The organism is Methylotenera mobilis 13 (genome assembly GCF_000384255.1).
In the GTDB taxonomy this organism is placed as follows: Bacteria; Pseudomonadota; Gammaproteobacteria; order Burkholderiales; family Methylophilaceae; genus Methylotenera; species Methylotenera mobilis_B.
In genome coordinates this window covers 527,018-533,261 of the sequence record NZ_KB913035.1, presented here as the reverse complement: position 1 = coordinate 533,261, position 6,244 = coordinate 527,018, and the positions used below count along the sequence as shown (strand labels likewise).

The following is a 6,244-nucleotide window of genomic DNA, read 5'->3' as shown; positions in this document are numbered from 1 at the left end:
CCTTTGCTGCTGCGCTGTCCACCATTCCGGCGCTGGTATGGCCGGACGGATGCGCTGTCGGAGCGGCAGCGCCAGGCGCTTGCCGAGCGCGGCCTGCGCCGCTACTACCAGACCGCTTTCGATGACGGCTACGTGCCCCGCGTGATGCCCTACGTGTGGCGCATCATCTGGACGGTCGGCGGGTTGATGGCTGTGACCGCCGTACTGCCTACCAACACCGGACGGCCAGCCTTCGATGCCTTGGTGGTCTTCTCGACCTGGTATCCGATAGGCGTGATGCTGCTGGTTTTCGCGTCGAGGCCCCTTGGCCGGTTGATTCGCCAAAGAGCACAGGAGCGGCGGAAATGAGCACGTCAACCATCGAGGCGCTGGCCAGCGCCTGGGCAAGGATTGCCGAGGAAGCGGAATTCCCCGCTGACTACGAGGGGACTGCCACACCACAAGCGCATCGGGCTAGCGAAGCTATTCAGGAGCAGATTCGGGAGCGCATCGTCGCCACCAACGACATGCGGCTGTTCAGCCTGCTGCACCTGCTGGGTCAGGCGTCGCTGCGCATGGAGCAAGCGCTGTGGCCGGAGGATTACGAGCGGATGACGCGCGAGGTTGAGGAAGCCCTGCGGCAAGCCACCGACGCCAACGCCAGATCGTACACCCACGAAGAAGTGATGCAGGCGATGCAGGAACGCATCGACCGGGCGCGAGACAAGCCATGTTGATTGGCTATGCGCGCGTCTCGACGCAGGATCAGAACCTGGAGCTGCAACGCGAAGCCTTGAGCAAGGCCGGATGTAAAAAGGTCTTCGAGGACAAGGTGAGTGGCACGCGGGCAGACCGGCCTGGCTTGGCCAAGACGCTCGAAATGCTGCGCGAAGGCGATACTTTGGTCGTCTGGAAGCTCGACCGGCTGGGCCGGTCGGTCAAGCAACTGGTCGATCTGGTCGGCGATCTGCACAAGCACGGTGTCCAGTTCAGGAGCCTCACCGACTCCATCGACACCGGCACACCATCCGGGCGGTTCTTCTTCCACGTCATGGCGAGCCTTGCCGAAATGGAGCGCGAGCTGACCGTCGAGCGCCCCCGCGCCGGGCTGGAAGTCGCCAAGCAGCTCGGCCGCAAAGGCGGCCGCAAGCCGAAGATGACCGACAGCAAGATCGAGTCGGCCAAGAAGCTGCTGGCCAGCGGGGTGCCGCCCAAGGACGTGGCCAAGAACCTCGGCGTGTCCATTCCGACGCTGTACCGCTGGGTGCCAGCCTCCACGCACGCTTAGCGTGCTTTATTTTCCGTTTTCTGAGACGACCCCTAATTCGCCGCTATATAAAAGTATCCCCGATAGGCTTTTGCCTGATCTGTCATCCTTTCTCGGCCGATAAATAACCTCGATCGTTTCGGCATCTGGAAAGGCATTGATCAAACTGGATTTTGCTACTTCGATCTCATCCTTGGTCATCAACTCTTCAAGAATAAGAAGCATGCCAATAGGCCTAAACCCTGCCGGAAGATCATGATCCTTCAGAATATCTGCATTAGCTGAAATCCAGCTCTGCGGATTGTGCAGTTTTCGAGATGCTCCCCATTCGGTCATGAAAGCCTGAGAGCCTTCTGAAAAAATCTGCCGCAGGACTTCAAGATGAATCCCAGGTGTTTCCTTATCGCGCAGGCAACTTGTCAGCATTAGCAATATTTCGTATGCACTCCACCATGGATCATCGGTGTCAGAACTCAACAGGCAGTCCGCATCTTCGATCTGGTATTCCGGACTGAATGAAACATGATGCCGAAATCTAAAGCTCACAGGCGCCATCAATAGCGTCAATGCACCTTTTTCCTTTGCCGAGCGAGTCGCATCCCGTGCCGCGTTCCACGATGTTTGTGAGAGAGGGTCTCCGATGGCAATAAACAAGTCCGCCTCCAGCCCGAACATTGAAGCCTCGGCATCAAAACGCCAGTCGACACGATGTTGCTTAGCCATATGTTCTTCGTAGAGCCAGCGACGGAAGTATTCCGGAAAATCCTCATGAAGTCGGGTGCGCAGTCCAAAAGCTGCAAATGCCAGACGGGTCGTATTGCAACTGACGATTGCCCCCTCGACGAACCTGCTCTCGGGGAAACGGTAACAAACTGAATCCCCCTTCAGTGCAAGTTCGGCACATGGGCCGAATAAAGGACAGCGCATCGCGCGATGCAGATCCCTCTCCAAAGGAGAGTCTGCGGCACTGCAATCAAATTCTCCTGTGGAGACGTTGCTCTCTGGCTTATCCATTCTGTTCCTCAAGCTGTATTCCAACGGCTAGGTAGCGCGCCAGAAGATTCTTGTGTAAAGGATTGCCCATTTGATAGAACCCTTCCGGCATCTGGCTTGTCAGGCCGTTCTGCCTCAACAACGCATCTTCACGTTTTGAAATGGTTGCAAAAACCAAATAGCGATCAAGCAGATCGGCAATTGACTCGCATGAAAAGTCACCTGAAGCAGCATGTTCAGTGAGCATCTGAGTAATGATGCGTAATGGAACAACATGTTCCTTAACAACTTGCTTGCGATCTCCGAGCAAACGCGCCTCAATAGAGACAATCCCGTGCCACACCATTCCCTCCCAGTCCGCCATGCCTGACCGGTTTACAAATCCGTTTTTATAACAGTAGTACCGATCCACGAAATGTCTGAAGTGATGGGATCGTCCATTCAACAACTCCAATTCGATATGCTTGAGTTCAATGAGTGCATTCTTGTAATTATTTATATGCGATTTCATGATCGTTATTTCGTTTATATTGATTTGAGTTTATGCGGGCACCTTCTGACATGGTGTCACGCCACAAGGCATTATTAGCTGGACCTAACCTGCTGGCGCACAAGCAGGAAAATAGCGGACTCGATGTCAGCTAAACTCCAAGGGACCTGATATTCGGCCTTGAAGGATCTCAGGTTACCAAGAAATAGCTTATATCCCTTGGGGTTTAGTGCAAAACCTAACCCTTCACAAAGGACACTATCCAAAACAGCAAATCTTTCAGGTGCAAGCATTCGGAGATGCTTGCTGGCAAATGATACTGAAAGCCCATTGATTTCAATGCCGCGCCGGATAACATTCTCATCTTCGTCCTCAAGTGCTCGACCGAGCCAGTCAGACAATAAAGCCCCGAGCTTCCTTTTATCGTGATTCCGCCGAACAAGATTGGCCCATACACGCTGACCTCTTCCCCATGCGCAAACGGCCTCGCTGAATGTCAGTACTGATTCAGTGTCAAAATGATATCTGATGCCTTCTCCCAAGCTCTCAACATACTTGGTTGTCGTATCCTCGCTTTTAATCAATTCGATGGCACTTGCAAGTGCCGACTCAGAAAAAGAAAAGCCGCTGAAGTTCAGATTCTTCGTCACGTTGTGGCATGCACCGTGATCAAAGTCTGAGGCTGTGCGCATTACTCCATCAGAACAAAGAAAAGGCCAAGGATGCGTTGTTTCAATGCCCAGAGCATAGGCATCACAGCATGGGCAGACCGTTACCCAATCATTAAAGCCAAATTTGCCAAACCTATGGTTTGCCTTGGTTGTCATTAAGGCGTTTTTGAGTGTGCGCCCATTGATCCTGGCAAACTCGTGTTGGCAGTTGTTGGTGTTGGCTGTCATTGGTTGGTTTGTTGGTTGATAACTGGTAATAATAAATCTTGTGTAAGTGTCCTCATAAGTTGGAGTTATTCTTCTAGCCAACGCCAAAACTCTTCTGGCATTTCATCTTCAACCGCTTCTATGGATTTAATGTTAACGGTTGAGAAAGCTCCCATAAGCGGAACCTCAATGATTCTTTCTTGAGGCGACCAATTCATTATTAGGTATCTAATTCCATTTTCATCATATGCAACAGACTTTACGCGACCATGCCCAAATAAACTCATGGTTTTGCCAAATGTCTCTATTTTCTTTAATACAACTCTGTCACCTGCACAAATTGTATTGAATCGCTCTACCTGTACTTCACTTTCAGGAAAATCAAATTTACAAATACCTTGTGCTTTCCATTCAGTATCAAGTCGATTGCTAAAGTCTGCGTTTGGACAGAAGCCCATAAATAAGATATAAGCATCGATAGGTTTTGCGTTATTAATGGCGATCAAAACATCTCTTGCGTCGAGATCACCTTTAGAAAACTTTTCTTCTGCATTTTTCTTTATATTTACTAAATCAGACCGAGACATGCTACCGCTAGTTATTTTTTCTATGGTTTTTTGATACTTCATTTACTAAAATCTTTCTAATGAATTAGCCGTGACTTTCTCTATGGCTTTTTTCGATAGCTATATTTGCTGCTTCAAGTCGAGCAAGAACGCTACCAGTACTAACATCCCAGCCATTTGGCATACGCGTTTTTAGCTTAAGAACCTTATCAATTTTTTCAGCCTCCTCACGAGTGATTTTTGCAATTTTTAGTAATCGACGAATTTCATTTGCCACTTCTTCAAGTGATGTATTTTTCTCAAATAATAAAATGCAATGATCAATTATTACCACACAGGGCACCACATGCTCACGGTAACTTGCTTCAATAGTTGATGAACCTATTAACACATATTCATCTGGTATCAGCCAATCAAGAATTCTGGTATGAATCCCGCACCCCTCTTCCCATAACTCGAAAAGAACTCTCGCCACCCTCAAAAATGCACGTTCTTGTAGTTGCTCAACGGTGAAATTTTCCTTCATTTTCAGGCCCATTTTTCAAAATCAAGGTCAATCGAAATATTAATCATATTTTGTTCTTAAAAATTACTAACCAAGCCTGCCTGCCTTTATTTCAAGAGCGCCTATTTCTGAAAGATATACTTCAAAAAAAATTTCCAAGGCTGCTGCCCAGTGTTTGCTTTTTGAGTCCTTCAAATTAAAAAGAATTAACTTGGCTTTTTGGTCATTTCTAAGTTCTGCCATTGTTCCACCAGTATTATCTTTTATATGCTCTAAAGCCCTTTTGCGTGAATTTGTAAGATGCCTTCCAACCTTGATGACTCCACGTTCAGAATGCCAAAATATATAAACACCTGGATTTGCAACATATGGCTCTGAACATGTTGCTGCTTCCGACACAGATAGTTCAAATACTTCAAACTTGTGTCTTATCTCGGCAAACTCCTCTTCAAAAGCTTTTTTTACTAGCACCGTGGTTAAGCTAGATTTATTCACATCTATTCCTTTTTCATATAAATATTAATAGCATTTAAATACTTAAATTTTATTTCCTCACGCAATTCTGACGGCCCACAAACTTCCACCCCAGCCCCTTGTCCCATCAGCCACCATTGCAATTGCCAGGTGTCATTTACAGTTGCTGTCAGTCGCATCCAGCCGTCTGACTCTGGCTCTATTTTCTGATCAACAGATAGTGGCGTTTCTGCAAGATAAGCGGCAACCCATTGCGTACAGCGCAACTCCAGTTGAATAGGTGTGCCTTGATTTGCAAAGTCGGCCAAGCCATTGGCAATGGACGCATCCAGGTTGAAGCCTTCAGACGCCCTGACTGCTTCGTTTAAAATCTCTACTTTGCTGAATCGATGCAATGCATACAACTGCACTTCAGCATAATTCCATGCACTGGCGACAAGGTAAGACACCGCGCCGCGCATAATGAGGCCAAGCGGATGCATGACATACTCTTTTGGCTGGTTATTACCGATGGGTTGGTAGCTTGCCTTGATCTGCTTGCTGTCTAGCAGTGCCTGGTAAATATCCGCCTGAATGTCCTGATCAACCGTTGGGGGCAGCATGGGCTGCGATGGGGGTACAACACGCACTTTATCCAACCAGTCTTTCGTGTGGTTGCGGTTGACTGCTTCAACTTTATCCAGCTTGGCTTGCGCCAGGTTAAAAACTCCTTGCAAGCCATCCAGCATGGCAGCCGGCAACAGTTGTTTCATGTGGGTTTCCACCAGGCGCATGGCGAGTGCTTCAGGTACGCTCATGCCAGGGATATTCAGATCAGAACCTTTTCTCCATCTCCAGCCGTAATCGCGCGGGTTTTTGTCATTAACTTCTATATCAAAAATTTCGCTTAATTCTTGCAGGTCACGCTGAACGGTTCGTACAGATACTTTATAGCCTTTTTCATTGAGCTTGGTAGTAATCTCACTGGCTTTATCCCATCGACCGTCCGACTGTTTATCGTAACGGCTCACGGTGAGCATACGCATCATTTCCCATTGGCGCAGCAAGGTAGATTTCTTATCATTTTTTGGCATAGTGGTCTTTCAAGGCTGA

Annotated in this window: 10 protein-coding genes; 3 read left to right on the top strand and 7 right to left on the bottom strand. The window is 48.4% G+C overall.

The window, feature by feature from the left end; genetic code table 11:
- The 3 genes from A391_RS14265 to A391_RS0102525 form a co-directional block, all read left to right on the top strand.
- On the top strand, nt 1-348 hold a 348-nt coding region (locus A391_RS14265), incomplete at its 5' end, for a transposase (protein ID WP_081621913.1).
- Nucleotides 345-716 carry a hypothetical protein gene (locus A391_RS0102530; protein WP_003100853.1) on the top strand — a complete coding sequence of 124 codons (372 nt, stop codon included), beginning with the start codon at nt 345-347 and terminating at the stop codon, nt 714-716. The genes A391_RS14265 and A391_RS0102530, both read left to right, overlap by 4 nt.
- The gene (locus A391_RS0102525) at nt 710-1,267 is read left to right on the top strand and encodes a recombinase family protein (RefSeq protein WP_019897068.1); all 558 of its coding nucleotides are present in this window, start codon (nt 710-712) and stop codon (nt 1,265-1,267) included. The genes A391_RS0102530 and A391_RS0102525 overlap by 7 nt, the downstream gene beginning before the upstream one ends.
- Before the next feature lie 6 nt (nt 1,268-1,273).
- On the opposite strand, the gene A391_RS0102520 is transcribed toward A391_RS0102525, so the two are convergent.
- The 7 genes from A391_RS0102520 to A391_RS13620 form a co-directional block, all read right to left on the bottom strand.
- Nucleotides 1,274-2,260, bottom strand: a complete 987-nt coding sequence (locus tag A391_RS0102520; protein WP_019897067.1) for a hypothetical protein — start codon at nt 2,258-2,260, stop codon at nt 1,274-1,276.
- A complete protein-coding gene (locus A391_RS0102515; protein ID WP_029143943.1) occupies nt 2,253-2,750 on the bottom strand; it encodes a hypothetical protein in 498 nt (165 codons plus the stop codon). Before A391_RS0102515 ends, A391_RS0102520 begins: the two co-directional genes overlap by 8 nt.
- A gap of 74 nt (nt 2,751-2,824) precedes the next feature.
- Entirely contained in the window at nt 2,825-3,709 is an 885-nt protein-coding gene (locus A391_RS0102510) for a hypothetical protein (RefSeq protein ID WP_019897065.1), read from the bottom strand.
- Nucleotides 3,694-4,236: a hypothetical protein gene (locus A391_RS0102505; protein WP_019897064.1), complete on the bottom strand. Its 543-nt coding sequence runs from the start codon at nt 4,234-4,236 to the stop codon at nt 3,694-3,696. The genes A391_RS0102510 and A391_RS0102505 overlap by 16 nt, the downstream gene beginning before the upstream one ends.
- Nucleotides 4,237-4,258: 22 nt before the next feature.
- Nucleotides 4,259-4,699 (bottom strand): hypothetical protein, encoded by a 441-nt coding sequence (locus A391_RS0102500; protein WP_029143942.1) that lies wholly within the window; start codon nt 4,697-4,699, stop codon nt 4,259-4,261.
- Nucleotides 4,700-4,765: 66 nt separating this feature from the next.
- A complete protein-coding gene (locus tag A391_RS0102495) occupies nt 4,766-5,173 on the bottom strand; it encodes a hypothetical protein (RefSeq protein WP_019897062.1) in 408 nt (135 codons plus the stop codon).
- Nucleotides 5,174-5,175: 2 nt separating this feature from the next.
- A complete protein-coding gene (locus A391_RS13620; protein ID WP_019897061.1) occupies nt 5,176-6,225 on the bottom strand; it encodes a helix-turn-helix transcriptional regulator in 1,050 nt (349 codons plus the stop codon).
- Between the last annotated feature and the right edge of the window lie 19 nt (nt 6,226-6,244).